Annotated in this window: 10 protein-coding genes; 4 read left to right on the forward strand and 6 right to left on the reverse strand. The window is 74.4% G+C overall.

The features are described from left to right. Positions 1–7 precede the first annotated feature (7 nt). Together ACFYNO_RS30900 and ACFYNO_RS30905 are read left to right on the forward strand one after the other, a co-directional pair. Positions 8–1,987 (forward strand): serine/threonine-protein kinase, encoded by a 1,980-nt coding sequence (locus ACFYNO_RS30900; protein WP_388019991.1) that lies wholly within the window; start codon positions 8–10, stop codon positions 1,985–1,987. Positions 1,988–2,356: 369 nt separating this feature from the next. Then, positions 2,357–3,910 (forward strand): AMP-binding protein, encoded by a 1,554-nt coding sequence (locus ACFYNO_RS30905; RefSeq protein ID WP_388019994.1) that lies wholly within the window; start codon positions 2,357–2,359, stop codon positions 3,908–3,910. A 40-nt stretch (positions 3,911–3,950) separates the two neighbouring features. Here the strand turns inward: ACFYNO_RS30905 and ACFYNO_RS30910 are convergent, their stop codons facing one another. From ACFYNO_RS30910 to ACFYNO_RS30920, 3 genes are read right to left on the reverse strand one after another with little or no spacing between them, the layout of a single operon-like run. Then, positions 3,951–5,201 carry an ATP-grasp domain-containing protein gene (locus ACFYNO_RS30910; protein ID WP_388019997.1) on the reverse strand — a complete coding sequence of 417 codons (1,251 nt, stop codon included), beginning with the start codon at positions 5,199–5,201 and terminating at the stop codon, positions 3,951–3,953. A gap of 43 nt (positions 5,202–5,244) precedes the next feature. Then, a complete protein-coding gene (locus ACFYNO_RS30915) occupies positions 5,245–6,528 on the reverse strand; it encodes a cytochrome P450 (RefSeq protein WP_388020000.1) in 1,284 nt (427 codons plus the stop codon). A gap of 48 nt (positions 6,529–6,576) precedes the next feature. Further along, complete coding sequence (locus tag ACFYNO_RS30920) at positions 6,577–7,851, reverse strand: MFS transporter (RefSeq protein WP_388020003.1); 1,275 nt, start codon at positions 7,849–7,851, stop codon at positions 6,577–6,579. A gap of 339 nt (positions 7,852–8,190) precedes the next feature. Here ACFYNO_RS30920 and ACFYNO_RS30925 point away from each other — a divergent pair, with 339 nt between their 5' ends. Then, complete coding sequence (locus ACFYNO_RS30925) at positions 8,191–9,369, forward strand: aspartate aminotransferase family protein (protein ID WP_388020006.1); 1,179 nt, start codon at positions 8,191–8,193, stop codon at positions 9,367–9,369. 71 nt (positions 9,370–9,440) lie between these two features. Here ACFYNO_RS30925 and ACFYNO_RS30930 read toward each other — a convergent pair whose 3' ends face one another. The 3 genes from ACFYNO_RS30930 to ACFYNO_RS30940 form a co-directional block, all read right to left on the reverse strand. Further along, positions 9,441–12,215, reverse strand: a complete 2,775-nt coding sequence (locus ACFYNO_RS30930) for a type 2 lanthipeptide synthetase LanM family protein (RefSeq protein ID WP_388020009.1) — start codon at positions 12,213–12,215, stop codon at positions 9,441–9,443. An 85-nt stretch (positions 12,216–12,300) separates the two neighbouring features. Beyond that, complete coding sequence (locus tag ACFYNO_RS30935) at positions 12,301–13,191, reverse strand: DUF6229 family protein (RefSeq protein WP_388020012.1); 891 nt, start codon at positions 13,189–13,191, stop codon at positions 12,301–12,303. Positions 13,192–13,647: 456 nt separating this feature from the next. After that, the gene (locus ACFYNO_RS30940; RefSeq protein WP_388020015.1) at positions 13,648–14,880 is read right to left on the reverse strand and encodes an ROK family protein; all 1,233 of its coding nucleotides are present in this window, start codon (positions 14,878–14,880) and stop codon (positions 13,648–13,650) included. 214 nt (positions 14,881–15,094) lie between these two features. Between ACFYNO_RS30940 and ACFYNO_RS30945 the strand changes: the two genes are divergently transcribed. Beyond that, positions 15,095–16,300 (forward strand): cytochrome P450, encoded by a 1,206-nt coding sequence (locus ACFYNO_RS30945; protein WP_388020018.1) that lies wholly within the window; start codon positions 15,095–15,097, stop codon positions 16,298–16,300. Positions 16,301–16,474: the final 174 nt, after the last annotated feature.

Raw genomic sequence — 16,474 nt, forward strand, 5'->3', positions numbered from 1 at the left:
ACCCACGGTGGACCAACTGCTGCTCGACGGGCGGTACCGCCTGCTGGCCACACTCGGCAGCGGCGGCATGGGCGAGGTCTGGCGGGCCCGCGACGAGCGGATCGGCCGCGAGGTCGCGGTCAAGCTGCTCAGCGGCTACTACGACCAGGAGGCGCTGGACCGCTTCGACCGCGAGGCCCGGATCGCGGGCGCCCTCGCCAGCCCCGCGATCGTGGCCGTGCACGACTTCGGCCGGACGGTGCTGAACGGCCGCTCCACCCCGTACCTGGTGATGGAACTGCTCCAGGGCACCCCGCTCAACGCCCTGCTGGCCCACGGCCGTCCGGTACCGGCGGCCACCGTGCACGCGGTCGGGGTCGGCGTCTGCGACGCCCTCACCGCCGCGCACGCGCAGGGCGTGGTGCACCGCGACATCAAGCCCGGCAACGTCTTCCAGGGCGTGGACGGCACCGTCAAGGTGCTCGACTTCGGCATCGCCCGCTTCGTCGAGACCCGCACCCAGGCGCCCACCCTGACCCTGACCGGCGCGCTGATCGGCACCCCGCAGTACATGTCGCCGGAGCAGGTGCGCGGCGAGCGGATCGACCACCGCAGCGACCTCTACTCGCTGGGCTGCCTGCTCTACGCCCTGGTCGAGGGCCGTCCGCCGTTCGCCGCCGACTCGGTGCACGCGGTGATGCTGCAGCAGCTGAACACGACACCCGCCCGCCCGGGCACCAGCCGCGCCGACCTGCCGCCGTGGCTGCCGGAGTTGATCCTGCGGCTGATGGCGAAGGACCCGGCCGACCGCCCGCAGAGCGCGGCGGAGGTCCGGGCGGCACTGACGGGCGACGCGACCCTGCGGGACCGGCCGCCGCAGCCGCCCGCGCCCTCCGGCGGTCGCCGGCGGCTGGCCCTGGGGTTGTCGGCGGGCGTCGCCACGGCGGCCGCGGCCGCGCTGGTGGCGGTGCTCTGGCCGTCCTCCGCGCCCACCCACCACGCCACCCACGCGGGCTCCACCGGCGCACCCCCGGCTCCCAGCGCCTCCCCCTCCCCCTCCGTCGCCGCCACCACCGTCCCGGACAAGCCCGAGCAGGCGGGTGCCGCCCCCGCCGGGGCCGCGCTTCTGTCCCGCGTCCGGGCCAGCGACCCGTGCGCGGTGCTGGACCTGACCTACCCGACCAAGTTCGGCACGTCGGTGCAGCACGTCCCGCACCCCTCCGCTCCCTTGACGGAGTGCCAGGTGATCGCCAGCAACGGCGGTGCCAACGACCTGTCGGTCCGCTTCCGGGTGAACCTGAGCGCCGACCTGACGGCGGGCGCCCGGGTGCAGTACAGCCCGGTGAGCTCGGGCGGCGTGCAGATGTTCCAGGGCCCGAACTCCCCCTCCGACAACAACTGCACGGTCTACCTCCCCTACGGCACCACCGGATTCGGCGCCTCCCTGCAGGTCAACCGCTACTACCCGCAGCAGAACAGCGACCAGGCCCCCTGGGCGGAGGCCTGCTCCACCGCCGCCGAGTACGCGGCCCTGATCAACCCCAAGGTCCAGGCCCTCGCGATGCGCCCGGCCCAGCCCACCGGCCGCTCCCTGATCGGCAAGGACCCCTGCCACGGCCTGGACCCCACTGCGCTCGCGACCAACGGGTGGAGCACCGCCACGGCGTACTACACCGGCGCCTACGCCTGCGTCCTCCCCCTGGTCAAGGAGGACACCACCTACCGGATCGCCGTCACCTTCAAGCAGGACGCGGAACAGACCGGCGGCTCCGGCCAGTCCCACCCGATCACCATCGGGCACGTCGACGGCCTCGAGTTCCCCGGCACCGGCTTCTGCCTGGGCTCGCTGAACTTCACCCGCCAGACCGCGCAGGCCTCCGGCGACGCCCAGCTGATCTCCGTCGACGTCAGCCCGGCCCCCGCCAGCAAGGGCAGCGACCAGCTGGACGCCTGCCCGCTGCTCGAGACGGTGATGACGGAGGTGACGAAGGACCTGGGGGCGGGGTGAGGCCCGGTGGTCGGCCGGACCACGCCGGTGCGGAAGGCGCGCGAGAAGGTGTCGGCCCGAGCTGCCGCGCCCAGAGCGAGGCAGCTCGGCGGACTGCGTTCGGGCCCTGCCCTTGGTCACCACCCACCACCCGCCGGCCGGTTGGGCCGCCTGCACCGCGGGTCTTCCAACCGCGCTACGCCCGTACCCCCGCGGGCAAGAGCAATTGCCCCGATAGCGCCATGAATCGGATGCGTCATTCGGGTGCCACGCGGGATATCGCTCCGACGACGAACCGTCCGGCGAAGTGGTGGCGGAAAAGCGCGGGCGTCAATTCTGTTGCCCGTCGTCCTCATTGACAGGAATTGCAGCTCTGGTTGAATGGCCCACGTGGATGCTGCTGCCCGCGACTCGGTCGCGAACTACGTGGTCATCGCCCTTCGAAGATTCGCCGAGTTCGGCGATCGGGAAGCCATCGTCTCCGGCTCCCGCCGACTGAGTTATGCCGATCTGCACGACGGAATCCTGCGCCTGGCCGGCGCGCTGCATGCGCAGGGCGTGCGGGGGGGCTCGGCCGTCGCCGTGCTCAGCGGCAACGAACCCGAGACCGTCATGCTGCAGTTCGCCGCGCACCTGCTCGGCTGCCGCACGGTCTGGATGGCCGGCTACAGCCCGGCCCAGGAGCAGGCGGACTACCTGGGCCGGTCCCGGGCGGACTTCCTGGTCTACGACACCACCCACAACCGGGAGAACGGCCCGGACCTGCTCGCGCGCGGCGACTGGCAGGGCGGGGTGCTCTGCCTGGGCCCGGGCGGCGCCGGTCCGGACCTGCTGGCCGTCGACGCCCCGCCGGCCGACCCGGCCGGGGCCGCGGGCCGACCCGACCCCGAGGCGCTCTTCTACACCAGCGGCACGACCGGGCGGCCCAAGCTGGTCCACCACGAACAGCGCTTCTTCCAGGCCCTGCTGGCCTTCGGCGCCGGCTACCTGGCGGCCGGCGGCCCGCAGCTCAAGCAGGTGGCCACGGCCGGCTTCGCGCACGTCAGCGGGCAGGTCACCAACCTGCTGATGCTCTTCACCGGCAGCACCCTGGTGCTCTTCCGCGGCTTCGACATACCGGAGCTGCTGGAGCTGATCGCCACCGAGCGCGCCAGCAGCGTGCTGCTCACGCCCGTCCAGCTCTACCAGGTGCTGGACCACCCGGCCCTGGCGACGGCCGACCTGAGCAGTCTGCAGTTGCTCAACACCGGTGGCGCGCCGGTCTTCCCGCGCCGCCTGGCGCAGGCGACCGAGCGGCTGGGCCCGGTGGTGCGGGTGGTCTACGGGCTGAGCGAGGCCGCCTTCGTCAGCGAGTACCCGGGCGCCGCGCCCGATCCGGCGCACCCGGAGCGGATCGCCTCCTGCGGCCTGCCGTTCCGCGACTCCCGGATCGAGATCCGCGACGGGGACGGCAAGCCGCTGCCGGCCGGCGAGGTCGGCGAGATCTGGGTGGCCGGCTCGCTGGTGATGACGGGCTACTGGGACGATCCCGAACTCACCCGGGAGACCCTGGTGGACGGCTGGTTGAACACCGGCGACCTGGGCCGGCTGGCCCCCGACGGCTACCTCTACGTGGTGGACCGGGCCAAGGACATGATCGTCACCGGCCGGGGCGCCGCCAACGTCTTCTCCCGGGTGGTGGAAGACGCCCTCACCAGCCACCCGGAGGTCCGCGCCGCCGCCGTGATCGGCGTGCCGGACGAGGAGTTGGGCGAGGCCGTCTACGCCTACGTGGTTCGCGCGCCGGGGGCCGGGGTCGGCGCGGAGGAGCTGCGCGCGCTGGTCGCGGGGCAGCTGCGCGAGTACTTCGCCCCCGCCGTGGTCGAGTTCACCGACGGGCTGCCGGTCACCGGCATGGGCAAGGTGGACAAGAAGGCGCTGCGGGCCCGGCACGCCGCCGGCTGAACCGGCGTGGGGGCGGGGCCGTGGCCCCGCCCCCACGCGGTCAGTCCGCCAGCTCGAAGCTGATCAGCGCCGCCGCCTTGTCGGCGATCGCGGCCGCCGCAGGCCCGTCGGTGCCATAGGCGAGCACATGGCCGGAGCGGTCCCGCGAGCTGGTCGGCGGCCCGACGGGCGCGCCCGGGGCCACCGTGGCGTAGGCGCCGAAGACGCCCTCCACCGCATTGGCCTCGGCGAGCCCGTGCACCGCGCGCAGCACGCCCCGGGGCGCGGCGACGAACCGGATCGCCGCACCGTGCTCGGCCTGCTCCGGCCGCTCTGGCCGCTCGCCGCGCAGCACCGCCAGGTAGTCGGTGAGCAGCGAGCCGCCGTAGGCGACGTCGATCAGCGGCACCAGCGCGTCGCCCGGCAGCCGGCCCGCGCACTCGACCAGGTGCGGCCGCTCGCCGTCCACCAGGATCCACTCGCTGTGCAGCGCGCCGGTGCCGAAGCCCACCGCCTCGATCAGCGCCCGGTTGGCCGCCACCACCCCGGCGTGGATCCGCGGGTCCAGCGCGGACGGCAGCAGGTGGCCGGCCTCCACCGGGTGGGTGCCGGGCCAGACCGACTTGTCGGTGACGTTGATCCAGATGATCTCGCCCGCCGACACCAGCACCTCGGCGCTGACCTCCGGCCCGAGCAGCCGCTCCTCGACCAGGTAGCGGCCGGGCCGCCACTGGCTGCTGCGCAGCTTGGCGTCGTCCGCCTCCAGGGTGGCCGCCCAGGCGGCCGCCAGGTCGTCCGCCGGACCGAGCCGCCGCACGCCCGAACTGGCCTGCAGCTCGGCGGGCTTGAGCACGCAGACGCCCTGGTACGCGGCCGCGAAGGCGCGCAGGTCGGCGAGGTCGGCGGCCTGCGCCCAGCGCGGCTGTGCCAGGCCCGCCGCCTCGGCGGCCTGCCGCAGCCGCACCTTGTCGCGCAGCGCCCGGGCCGCCGGCACGCCCGCGCCCGGCACCCCGGCGGCCTCGGCGTAGGCGGCGGCCGCGACCACCGCGTACTCGGAGGCGGGCACCACCGCGACGGTCCGCGCGAAGACCGGCAGGGCGGGCGGCGGCGCACCGTCGGCGCGCTGCGCCGGGCCGTCCACCACCTCGGCCACGCAGGCGCAGGCGCCGGCCTTGGCCCGCAGGTCGCCGGCGTCCAGCAGGTCGCTCTCCTCCACCACCGTGACCGAGCCGGCCGGCAGCATCTTGTCGAACTCACCGAGCATGCCGAGCCCGCAGCCGACCACCACATGGGCAGCGCTCTCACCGGTCATCCTGACGTCCCCTCCCTCGAACCGAAACTCCCGCGCACCGCAGCTACTTGACCGTCACCGGCAGCGAGGTGTACCCGCGCACCACGTACCCGCGCCGCTCCGGGGTGCCGGCCAGGGCCAGCGCCGGGAACCGGGCCAGCAGGCGCGGGAAGAAGATCTCCGCCTCCATCCGGGCCAGCGGCGCCCCCACGCAGTAGTGGATGCCGCCGCTGAAGGAGAGCACCGAGCTGCCGCTGCGGGTGATGTCGAAGACGTCCGGGTCCTCGAACTGCTCGGGGTCGCGGTGCGCCGCCCCGGTGATCCCGACCACCATCCGGCCCGCCGGCACCGCCCGCCCGGCCAGCTCGGTGTCCCGGGCGGTGACCCGGACCACGATGTGCGTCGGCGAGTCGTAGCGCAGGATCTCGTCCACCGCACCGGGCGCCAACTCGGGCCGGGCCAGCAGCAGATCGGCCTGCCGCGGGTGCTCCAGCAGCGCCACCGCCCCGTTGGAGAGCAGGCCGACCGTGGTGTCCACGCCCGCGCCGAACAGCAGGATCACCATCCGCAGCAGCTCGGTCTCGCTCATCCCGGCGCCGCCCTCCCCGGGGTCGCCGGCCGTCTGTGAGGTGGCGATCAGGTCGGAGATGATGTCCTGGCGCGGCTCGCGTCGGCGCTGCTCGATCAGGTCCTCGAAGTAGGCGTTGAGCATCCGGGCGCTGTCGTCCGCCTGGGCCAGCACGGCCGGCGAGACGCCGACCTCGACCACCTGCATCACCGAGGAGACCGGGTCGTGCAGCAGGTCCCAGTCGGCCTCGGGTATGCCGATCAGGGTGCCGACCACGGCGATCGGCAGCGTGTGGGCCAGCATGGAGTAGAGGTTGACGGGGCTGCCGTCCGAGCCCTCCTCGGCCAGCCGGTCCAGCGCCCGCTCCACCAGCCTGCCGACGTCCTCGCGCATCTTCGCCACCCGCCGGGCGCTGAACGACTTGTTCACCAGCCGCCGCAGCCGGGTGTGCACCGGCGGGTCGCGGAAGAGCACCGACTCGATGTTCTGCACCAGGCCGGGGCTCTGCCGCCAGTCCGGCGAGGCCCGGTCCATCCACTCCGGGCTCTGCACCACCAGGTCGGGGTGGCGCAGCACGGCGTTGCAGTCCGCGTACCGGGTCAGGTAGAGCCGGCCGGCGTCGGTGACGTGCACCGGGTCCAGCTCGCGCAGCCGGCGGTAGAGCGGGTACGGGTCGCCGCGCACCTCGGCGGAGGTGAACAGCTCGGCCACCAGGGCGGCGGCGGCCACCCGGTCGCGGTCGGCGGGGTGCAGCGCGGTCACGGTGGGGTGCTCGGTCATGGTCCCTCCCGGGTGGTTCGGCGGCTGGACGGTACGGGCTGGTGCGGGTCAGGCGGCGGGTTCGGGCACCGGTGCGTCGAGTTCGCGCAGCTCGCCGCGGCCCTGCAGCCAGACGGCGGTGGCCGCGTACAGGCCGGCGCCGATCAGCACGGCGGCGACCGGGCCCAGCGAGTCGGCCAGCACCCCGAACACCGCCGGGGCCGACCACTTGACGCTGGAGCCGAGCAGCAGCATCGCGTTGCCCGCCTGGCCCTGGAGGTGGTGCGGGGCCAGCGCGTAGGCCCGGCTGAGCAGCACCACGTTGACCGGGGCGATCGCGCCGACCGAGACGGCGCCGGCCACCCCGATCAGCCAGGGCGCGGGGACCAGCACCATCACCGCCGCGCAGGGCACCAGCAGCCAGGAGGCCACCAGCACCAGCAGCCGGTTGGAGTGGCGCTCGATCAGCCGCGGTGCCAGCAGCGCGCCGGCCAGCCCGCCGATCGCGAAGGTGGCGGTGATCGCGCCGATGGTGGCCGGTCCGGCGCCCCGGTGGCGGGCGAGCACGATGACGGCGAGCATCATGCCGGTGGCGATGGCGTTGATGGCGGCGGCCCAGACCGCCACCGTGCGCAGGTAGCGGTCGGCCAGCACGAACCGCAGACCGGCCGTCAACGGGGGCCGGGCGGGCGCCGGTTCGGCGGGCGGCTCGGGGTCCAGCGGCGCCCGGACCAGCGCGGCGGCCAGGGCGACGACGCCGAAGGAGAGTGCGTCCAGCCCGAACGGCAGCGCCCGGCTCAGCCCGAACAGCCCGCCGCCGGCCGGCGGTCCGAGGACGGCCGCCGCCTGGTCGCGGGCCTGGGTGCGGGAGAGCGCCTGGCCCAGCTGGGTCGGCGGCACGATCCGGCGCACCGCGCCCCGGTTGGCGCCGATGTAGAACGCGGAGGCGGCGCCGGCCACCGCGCCGGCCACCGCCAGGTGGAGCAGGTGCGCCCGGCCGGCCAGCACGGCCGCCGAGACGCTGCCGACCGCCACCAGCTGGACCAGCGAGCTGGCCACCATGATCCGCTTGCGCGGCCGGCGGTCCACGGCGCGGCCCGCGGGCAGCAGCATGCAGAGCATGGCGACCAGTTCGGCGCTGCCGACCAGCCCGGCCCGGCCGGCCGAGCCGGTGAGCGCCAGCACCAGCAGCGGGAAGCCGATCGCGGAGAGCTCGGTGCCGAGGGTGGAGACGGCCTGCCCGGTCCAGAGCAGAGCGAAGTCGCGGTTGCGGTGCAGCGGCACCGTGACGGTCAGGGGCGGCGCAGCCGGTGACGCGGCCTCAGCTGTTTCGGTGTCATCCATGAAGGCGAAGGCCCGCTTTCCCTCGGAAAGAGCCGTGCACGTGGATATCCTCCGGTCCGGAGTATGGCATGCCGCCCGGCGGCGGGAAAGGGCACGGGAATTCCGACGCAGGGTGGACGGCCGACGGAACCTCGGATAGTTTCGCCAGCGGCCGCAGTCGTCCTCCGCGCCCGTTCGCGGGAGACCGGCCGGGCCATTGCCTGGCCCCATGCACCACACCCGGCGAACCGTGAGGAAAGGCAGGGTATGGACACTCCGGCGATCGATCCCGTCGAAGCCTATCGGCAATCCGTAAACCCATTCCGGCTCGATGTCCTGGAGGCCAAAGGCTGGCCGGGATTGTTCACGGAGGCGGCCGGCGACCACGTCACCGGGGCCGACGGCCGGCGCTACCTCGACCTGAACGCGCAGAACGGCGGGGCGACGCTCGGCCACCGCCACCCGAGGGTGGTCGAGGCGCTGGCCGGGATCGTGCGCTCCGGCAGCCCGTTCCTGGTCCCGCTGGGTGTGCCGAGTGCCACCGGCCCGCTGGCCGCGCGCCTCTGCGCCCTGGCCGGCGGCGAGTTGGCACGGGTGTACTTCTGCACCGGCGGCTCGGAGGCGATCGACAACGCGATGAAGTTCGCGATGGCGGCCACCGGGCGGCAGGGGTTCGTCGCCTTCGGGCAGGCCTTCCACGGCTTCACCAGCGGGCCGCTGCCGCTGGTCGGCCATGACTACTGGCGGCTGCCGGTGCAGCACTACGCGCCCGAGGGCCGCTACCGGGTGCCGTTCGGCGACCTGGAGGCGCTGGCCAAGGTGCTGGCCGGCGGCGAGGTCGCGGCGGTGCTGGTGGAGCCGGTGCAGGGCCTCGGCGGGGCGCGGGCCTGGGAGCCGGCGGCACTGCGCGAGGTGGCCCGGCTCTGCGCCGAGCACGGGACGCTCCTGATCGCGGACGAGGTACTGACCGGGATCGGGCGCACCGGGCGCTGGTTCGCCTTCCAGCACGCCGGGATCGAGCCCGACCTGGTGGTCTGCTCCAAGGGCCTGAGCGGCGGCATGGTGCCGGTGGCGGCCGTGCTGATGACCGAGGCGGTCCACCGCGCGGTGTACGCCGGGCCGCACCGCGCCTACATCCACAACTCCACCTTCGAGGGCCATCTGCTTGGCATGGTCGCGGGGTTGACGGTGCTGGACGCGATCGAGCAGGAGGGCGTGCTGGAACGGGCGGTGCGTACCGGCGAGTTGCTGCGCTCGCGGCTGGCGGAGCTGGCCGGCGAGGGCATCGGGGTGCGGGAGGTGCGCGGGCTGGGCATGCTGCTGGCGGTCCGGATCGAGGGGCTGAGCGCTCCCGAATCCCCGGACGGCGCGGCGGCGATGGTCGACCTGATGCTCCGCCGCGGAGTGCTGCTGGAGGCGGCGGCGCACGCGCAGAACTGGCTGCGGCTGACGCCGCCGCTGACCCTGGCGGAGGAGTCGGTGGAGGTCTTCGCGACCGCCCTGCGGGAGAGTGCGGCGGAGTTGGCGCTGCGGCGCTGATGCTCCTGGTGGCGGCCCCGTGGGACGTCGGCTCGGCCGACGTCCCACGGGGCCGCTGCTGTGCGGGGGCATCAGCGGCCCGCGGTGAGCAGCAGGGGCGAGGGCACGGCGTGCTCGGGATGCATCCGCAGCAGGGTCAGCACCGCGCCGGAGAGCCCGGTGAGCAGCCCGGGCGCGGTCGCCTCCACCGTGTCGAGGCCGGGCTGCGGCGGCGCGGCCAGCCGCCGCAGCAGCCGGGCCGCCCGCTCCTCGCGCTCCGCCCCGGGCGGCAGCGGCGCGCCCACCCGGTCCGCGGCCTCCAGCAACTCCCAGCTTCCGCAGGCGCCGTGGCAGAGCGAGCGGCCCTGCGGGGCCGGCCCGACCCGTACCGCCTTGTCCACCAGGGCGAGGAACCGCTGGTCGCCGGTCCTGGCGTAGAGGTCGCAGGCCGCCAGCCCGGTGCCGGCCGTGCCCCGGCACCACTCGCCGCTCGTCGCACCGCTGCCCGTGCCGGTGCGGAAGGCGCGCTCGGCCAGCCGCCGCCAGCGGCCGCACTCCTGCGCCGCCAGCTCGACCCGCGGGTCGAAGAGCAGCCGGTGCAGCGCCCAGCCCACGCCTGCGCCGCCGCGGGCGAAGCCGGTGCCGTCGAACTCGGCGGTGGCCGCGAGCCGTCGGCCGATCCCGGTGGCGGTGACCGACCAGGTCGGGTCGCCGGTGGTCCGGGCGAGGTCGAGCAGCGGGGTCACCGCTCCGGCCAGGCCGTCCAGCCAGCCCGCTGCCCAATCCGTCTGCTGGTCGAGGGCCTTCAGCAGCACGCTGGCGTGCGCGACGGCCCGGCGCAGCAGCGTCTGGTCGTCCAGCAGGCCGGCCAGCGTGCGCCAGGTCCAGATCCGTCCGGCGATGCCGGTCAACGCGCCGACGTGCGGGGTGGGCTGGGTCTGCTCGGCGGTGCGCAGGGCGGCCAGGGCGCCGGTCAGCAGCTCCGGCAGTCCGGCCACCTCCGGCACCCTGCCCGCCGCGGCCTCGCGCTGGTAGCCGGCCAGGCAGAGCACCACGCCCGCCTGACCGCTGTACAGGTCGGCGTTGAGCTCGCGCACCGCCCAGCCGGCGCCCGCGAGCACCGGGCCGATCCAGGTCGCCGAGCCGTCGCTGCCGCGGATCGCGGTGTCGCGCAGTTCGGCGATCCCGGCGGCCGCCAGCTCGCGGCGCCGCTGGTCGATCTCGGCGGGGTCGGCGGGGATGCCGGCGGCCTTGGCGGCGGAGCGGCGGAGCGGGGCGGCGGACCGGCCGGCCGAGACGTGGCCGTCGCTGAAGGCGCCGGGCAGGGCGAAGCGGATCAGCCGGGCCTCCAGGTCGAGGTCGGCGGCCCGCCAGTCGTCCAGCGCGCTGGCGACCTGATCCTCCGTCAGATCGGTGTGGTAGACCGGGGTGTCGCCGACCAGCAGGTCGGCGATCTCCACCGCCAGCGCCGCATCGTCGCCGGGCGCCACCGGGTTGGCCGCCGAGTGCCGGCGCAGCGCCGCCCGGGCGTGCTCCAGGGCGGCGGGCTCGTCGTGCAGGGCGGCCGGGTGCCAGAGCATGTGGCGCACGTCGCCGTACACCTGGGTGGAGCGGAGCACCTGGCGGATCTCGGTGCCGATGAACGGCTTGAGCGTCGGCGCCAGTGTGCCCTCGCGGTCGCGGCGGCGCAGCTGGGCGCTCAACTCCTGGAAGCCGCTGACGATCTGCTCCCAGTAGCGCTCCGGTTCCGGCTCGGCGGTCGGGTGGTTCAGCGCGGCGGGCAGCCGGGCCTCGCGCTCCACCAGCCGCGCGCCGTCGGTGCCCGCGCCGGTGATGCCCGGTACCGAGATCACCGGCTGCTCGTCCACCAGCCGCCCGGCGGCGGAGAGGTCCACGCCCGCGAACAGGCCCACCCGCATCGGCAGGATGCCGGTGCGCAGCACGGCGCGCTGGAGCACGCGGGAGGCGAGAGCGGCGGCGGTGCCGTCGGGGCGGGCGGTGACGGCGTCGACGGCGGTGGGGGCGAACATCGTCTCGGCGTCCACCACCACGGGGACCGGGCCGGCGGCGATGATGTTGCCGGCGTGCAGGTCGGTGCCGCCGATCAGCCGCATCACGGCGAGCCAGCGGCCCAGGTTCTGGTAGAAGTCGGCGGTCTCGTCCTCGCTCGCGCAGTGGCGGTGGTGCACGAAGGCGGTCCAGCCGTAGCCCTCGCGGACCAGGATGGCGGGCGTGCGGATGCGCCCGCGTCCCGGGACGAGGGCGGCCAGCACGCTGTCCAGTGCGGCGTCCACCTCCATCGGGCGCGGCTTGTACATCACGCTGCCGCCGGTGAACTCCAGCCGGGAGACGGTGTGTCCGCCCCGGTGCGGGTCGCCGCTGCCCAGCGCGAGGCCGGTCAGCTCGCCCAGCGGGCGCCCGGCCAGCGCGTCCAGCGCGGCCCGGTCGGCGACCAGGCGGGCGGCCAGCGTGGCGGTCGCGTTGGCGAGGTTGCGCGCGCTGGCCCCGACCCGGGCGCGCAGGGTCGGGTAGCGGGCGTGCAGGCGGTCGGCGAACTCGGGGGCGGTGGCGAGCTCCAGGAAGGCGGCCCAGCGGCGCTCCTCGTCCGCGCCCGCCAACTGGCCGCCGAGCGAGGCGCCGTGCAGTTCCAGCAGGAGCACCCGGTTGAGCTTCGCCTCGAGGTCGGCGAGCAGGCGCCGGCGGGCGCTGCGGGCGACGACCGTACGCGTCCGGTCGTCCAGTCCCGCAACACCCGCCAGGCGGTCCTCGATCGGCCCGGTCCAGAGGGCGGCGACGACTTCGATGGGGCGGCCGAACAGGCCCCCGGTGCGGCGTTCCTCCGGCGGCAGTTGTGAGCCGGCGACCATGTCAGTCCCAGCCTCCTTCTTCAGCGACTCGGCGATTTCGGTGGCCCGCGGTGCCGGTGCTACCCGGCGAGTGCCCGGGCGGGGCTCAGGCGGCGACGGTCTCGCGGAGGTTCTCGGTGGTGACGAAGGCGTCGCGGAGGTTCTCCGTGGTGACCAGGGAGTCGCGCAGGTTCTCCGTCGTCACGAACGAGTCCCGCAGGTTCTCCGTGGTGACCAGCGAGTCACGCAGGTTCTCGGTCGTCACGAACGCGTCCCGCACGTTCTCGGTGGTGACGAAGGAGTCACGCAGGTTCTCGGTGGTGACGAAAGAATCCCGCAGATTCTCGGTCGTCACCAGCGAGTCCCGCAGGTTCTCCGTCGTCACAAACGCGTCCCGCACGTTCTCGGTGGTGACGAAAGAATCCCGCAGATTCTCGGTCGTCACGAACGAGTCACGCAGGTTCTCCGTCGTCACAAACGCGTCGCGGACGTTCTCCGTGGTGACCAGCGAGTCCCGCAGGTTCTCGGTGGTCACAAACGCGTCGCGGACGTTCTCCGTCGTGACGAGGGAGTCGCGCAGGTTCTCGGTGGTGACGAAGGCGTCCCGCACGTTCTCGGTCGTCACCAGCGAGTCCCGCAGGTTCTCGGTCGTCACGAAGGCGTCGCGGACGTTCTCCGTGGTCACGAACGAGTCCCGCAGGTTCTCGGTCGTCACGAAGGCGTCGCGGACGTTCTCCGTGGTCACGAACGAGTCCCGCAGGTTCTCGGTCGTCACGAACGAGTCCCGGACGTTCTCGGTCGTCACGAAGGCGTCGCGGACGTTCTCCGTGGTCACCAGCGAGTCCCGCAGGTTCTCGGTCGTCACCAGGGTGTCGCCGACCGCGCCGGCGAAGACCGCCCCGTCGAAGAGGGGGCCCGCCGGGTTCTCCTTTCCGAAGGCGCTGGCCGCGCCCGCGAGCCAGGCATTGACGATGAGTTCGGCTTCTTCGTTGATCATTGCGTTGCCCTTCCACGAAAGTGTTTTCGGGGTTGATGGCAGTGCCTGAAACGTCTCGCGACGGAACAATGGCCCGGACGCAATGGTGCCTGCGGAAAGACCGCTGCCCGAACCGATCTTGCTCCGTAAATAGCACTCCTGCACTGGGTACAAGGAGTTCGGGGACGCAATCGAGGACGATATCAGGGCTCCCATTGCCACGGAAGGGCTCTCCGGAACTGAGCCTTCCCCACATCCCCCGGATTCCCACACACGCCGTCCCCTCAGCGGCTTCTTTCTGCCGGTTTGGCGCGCCGAAAAGCCGATCCGTCCCGGCCATTGGCACCCAACCGATCCACGATCTTGGCCGGAAACCGGTCACGGCCCCTCACGTCACGCGAATTGGCCCGCCCCACCGGACCATCGGCCACCACCCGCCCGACCACTCCCGGCCCGCAACCGCCCCACTCCACTCAGTCAACGCGCGAGTGAAGCCGGGTCGTTCATGATCCGATCCACCGTCAGAAGCGCCGCCCCCAGCAGCGGCCCGGTCCGGCCGAGCGCGGACCCGCGCAGCGCGCCCGGCTCCCAGGGCCGCACGGTCACCCGCTCGGCCAGCTCGGCCGCGACCGGCGGCAGCAGCCAGCCGGCCAACTGGGCGTAGGCGCCGCCGAGTACCACTGCCGCCGGGTCCATCAGATTGACCGCCCCCGCCAGCGCGATCCCCAGCGCCCGCCCGGCGCCGTCCAGCGCCGCCAGTGCCGCCTCGTCCCCGGCTCCCGCCCGCTCGGCGAGCAGCGCCACCCCGTCACCGCCCGCCCGGTCGTCGACGCCGGCCGCGCGCAGCACCTCGGCCAGTCCGGCGTACCGCTCCAGGCAGCCGCGCGCCCCGCAGGCGCAGCGCCGGCCCTCGGGGTGCACCGGCATGTGCCCCAACTCCCCCGCGAATCCCCGCGCTCCGCGGAAGAGCCGCCCCTCCACCAGCAGCGCGGCGCCGATGCCCGCCTCCGCCGACAGGTGCACCATGTCCGGGCTGCCGGCCCCGGCTCGCAGCTCGGCCAGCGCGCCCAGGTTCGCCTCGTTCTCCAGCACGATCTCCAACCCCGCGAGCCCGCAGTCAAGCTGAGGGGAGATCAGTTCACGAACCGGCACCTCCCGCCAGTCCAGGTTGGGCGCGTGCTGCACGGCCCCCGGACGGCCCCCGACCAACCCCGGCACGGCGACGCCGAGTCCGACCGGCCGCAGCCCGTCCGCCGCCACCTGCTCGGCCACCGCAGCGGCGAGCCCGGCCAGTTCGGCCAGCACCTCGCCTGACGGGCGCCCCCGGTTGGCGCCCTCCGAGCGCCGCTCGGCCCGGACCCGTCCGCACAGGTCGACCGCGCAGGCCGCCAGGTGGCCGACGCCGATCTCCAGCCCGATCCCGGCGGGCCCGCGCTCGCTGACGGTGAGCGCGGCCCCGGGGCGGCCGACCCGCCCGGTCGGCTCCGGCTCGGCCTCGCCCAGCACCGCCGGCTCGGTCAGCTCGGTGACCAGGCTGGAGACGGCCGCCCGCGTCAGCCCGGTGCGGGCCGCGACCTCCGCGCGGGAGAGCGGCCCGTGGTCCGCGACCGTGCGCAGCACCAGCGCCAGGTTCTGCCGCCGCATGCCCTGCTGCGAGGCCGCCTGCTGCGCCGCACCGCCGGCCGACCGCACCACCCGAGCCCACCTCATTCGCGTTCCGGGGCCGCTCGCTGCGGCCGACCCGCCCGGGGCAGGGTATCCGCGCTCCCGGCCGACGCCGCTGCCCGAGGGCGAGGAGGCGCCGGCCCGGAAACGCCGGAGCTCCCGGCGGGCAGCGATGACCGCCCCCGCGCCCCCGTTCACTCCCGACGTGCTCCGACCACACCCCTGCCCAGTCCGCACCAACGCGCGTATGGTGCGCGGCATGAGAACCTCGGACACCCTCATCCCGACTCCCCTCGACCCGTTCGGACAGGCGCAGCACCAGGAGAACGCCCGGTTGAGGGGACTGGGGCCGGTGGCGCTGGTGGAGCTGCCGGGCGGGGTGGCGGCCTGGGCGGTCACGCACCACCAGGTGCTGCAGGACCTGCTCACGGATCCGCGGGTGAGCAAGGACCCGGCCAACTGGACGCTCTACACCGAGGGGAAGCTGCCGGCGGACTGGCCGCTGATCAACTTCGTCACCACCCAGGGCATGCTCACCACCGACGGGCACGAGCACCGCCGGCTGCGCTCCCTCGTCACCCAGGCGCTCACGCCCCGCCGGATCGAGCAGCTGAGACCGCGGATCATGGACCTGACGAACAGTCTGCTGGAGCCGCTGGACGGCGAGTTCGAGCTCCGTTCGGCGCTCGCCTATCCGCTCCCGATGCGGGTGATCGGCGAGCTGCTCGGCCTGCCGCCCACCGGGCAGGACGCCCTGCACGAGCTGAGCGACCTGGTGATCAGCACCGCCGCCGAGCCGGGCGAGGCGGCCGCGGCGCAGCTCGGCATGTACCGGCTGCTCGCCGCGCACGTCGAGGAGCGGCGCGCCGATCCGCGGGACGACCTGACGAGCGCGCTGATCGCCGCCCGCGAGGCGGGCGAGCGGCTGAGCGACGACGAGCTGGCCGGGACCATGATGACCCTGCTGATCGCCGGCCACGAGACCACGCTCAACCTGATCACCAACGCCGTACGGGCGCTGCTCAGCACACCCGAGCGGGCGGCCCAGGTGCGCAAGGGCGAGGTCGGCTGGCCGGCGGTGGTCGAGGAGACCATGCGGTTCGACGCCCCGGTGGGCCAGTTCCCGCTGCGGTACGCCACGGCGGACATCGCGATCGGCGAGTACCTGATCCGGCGCGGCGAGGCACTGGTCGCCTCCTACGCGGCGGCCGGCCGGGACGGCGGGCACTACGCGGACGCCGACGTCTTCGACCCGTCCCGCGCCGCCAACCGCCACCTCTCCTTCGGCCACGGCGCCCACTTCTGCATCGGCGCCGGCCTGGCCCGCCTGGAGTCGGAGATCGCCCTGCGCTCGCTCTTCACCCGCTTCCCGGACCTGCGCCTGTCCCGGCCCGCCGAGCAGCCGCGCCCGATCGAGTCGTTCATCAGCAACAGCGTGCAGGAGCTCTGGGTCAGCACCGACTGACGGCCCGCCGGATCACCACGCGGCGGGGGGGGGGGGGGGGGGGGGGGGGGGGGGGCCCCCCCGCCCCCCCCCCCCCCCCCCCGCTCGCTGATCTCCCGGTTCCTCTCGCAGCCGGCCGCCCCGGCCGGGCCGCCCGCCGAGCTCTCGGTGCTGACGGCCCGTGAGCTGGAGGTG

Origin of the sequence: Kitasatospora sp. NPDC006697 (assembly GCF_042869935.1) — a bacterium.
In the GTDB taxonomy this organism is placed as follows: domain Bacteria; phylum Actinomycetota; class Actinomycetes; order Streptomycetales; family Streptomycetaceae; genus Kitasatospora.

Bases quoted from the DNA above. Each gene is read 5' to 3' on its own strand.
- ACFYNO_RS30910 (WP_388019997.1), bottom strand. From the start codon at position 5,201: ATGACCGGTGAGAGCGCTGCCCATGTGGTGGTCGGCTGCGGGCTCGGC.
- ACFYNO_RS30915 (WP_388020000.1), bottom strand. From the start codon at position 6,528: ATGACCGAGCACCCCACCGTGACCGCGCTGCACCCCGCCGACCGCGAC.
- ACFYNO_RS30920 (WP_388020003.1), bottom strand. From the start codon at position 7,851: ATGGATGACACCGAAACAGCTGAGGCCGCGTCACCGGCTGCGCCGCCC.
- ACFYNO_RS30930 (WP_388020009.1), bottom strand. From the start codon at position 12,215: ATGGTCGCCGGCTCACAACTGCCGCCGGAGGAACGCCGCACCGGGGGC.
- ACFYNO_RS30935 (WP_388020012.1), bottom strand. From the start codon at position 13,191: ATGATCAACGAAGAAGCCGAACTCATCGTCAATGCCTGGCTCGCGGGC.
- ACFYNO_RS30940 (WP_388020015.1), bottom strand. From the start codon at position 14,880: ATGAGGTGGGCTCGGGTGGTGCGGTCGGCCGGCGGTGCGGCGCAGCAG.
- ACFYNO_RS30945 (WP_388020018.1), top strand. From the start codon at position 15,095: ATGAGAACCTCGGACACCCTCATCCCGACTCCCCTCGACCCGTTCGGA.